Source organism: Yersinia aldovae ATCC 35236 (genome assembly GCF_000173735.1).
Taxonomy (GTDB): Bacteria; Pseudomonadota; Gammaproteobacteria; order Enterobacterales; family Enterobacteriaceae; genus Yersinia; species Yersinia aldovae.
Map to the genome: position 1 here is coordinate 1 of NZ_ACCB01000108.1, position 655 is coordinate 655.

Sequence of the window (655 nt, forward strand, 5' to 3'; positions counted from 1 at the left end):
CTGTCTCATTTTAGGGGGAGTGGACAAGGATATCCTGAAGTCCCCGATTTTTGAGTTCAGTCAGGACATTAAGCCAGAACTTTACACCTTCATTTTCCGCTATCCACATGCCTAGCAGTTCCTTTTGACCTTCGGTATTAATACCCAGCGCGAGAAAGACGGCTTTGTTAATGACAGAACCATTGTGACGAACCTTTACCACGATACAGTCAAGATAAACAATGGGATAGAGAGACTCAAGAGGCCGATTTTGCCACTCGATAACCTGCTCTTTAACCGCGTCGGTGACTTTCGATATCAACGCAGGGGAGACATCAGCATCGTACATTTCTTTGAAGGTGGCGACGATCTCACGGTTCGTCATACCTTTGGCGGACAGGGACAAAATCTGGCTGTCCATCTGCGTGATACGCGTCTGGTTTTTCTTTATCAGCTGCGGCTCGAAGGAATTTTCACGGTTACGTGGCGTGTTCAGCTCGATTTCGCCGTCATCGCACAGAAGCGTTTTGGATGAATAGCCGTTGCGGGTATTCGAGCCTGATTTTGGGGCATTTTTCTCGTGCCCGAGGTGCTCTGTCAGTTCAGCATTCAGTGCTGTTTCGACGGTTAACTTCGTCAGCATACGAGAAAAAGCATTGAGGTCAGCTTCGGTTTT

The 655-nt window shown here is 47.9% G+C and carries 1 pseudogene; it reads right to left on the reverse strand.

The annotated features are described in order from the left end of the window. Window positions 1-22: 22 nt before the first annotated feature. Window positions 23-655 (reverse strand): annotated as a pseudogene (locus YALDO0001_RS19445) (IS256 family transposase); the annotation flags it as partial.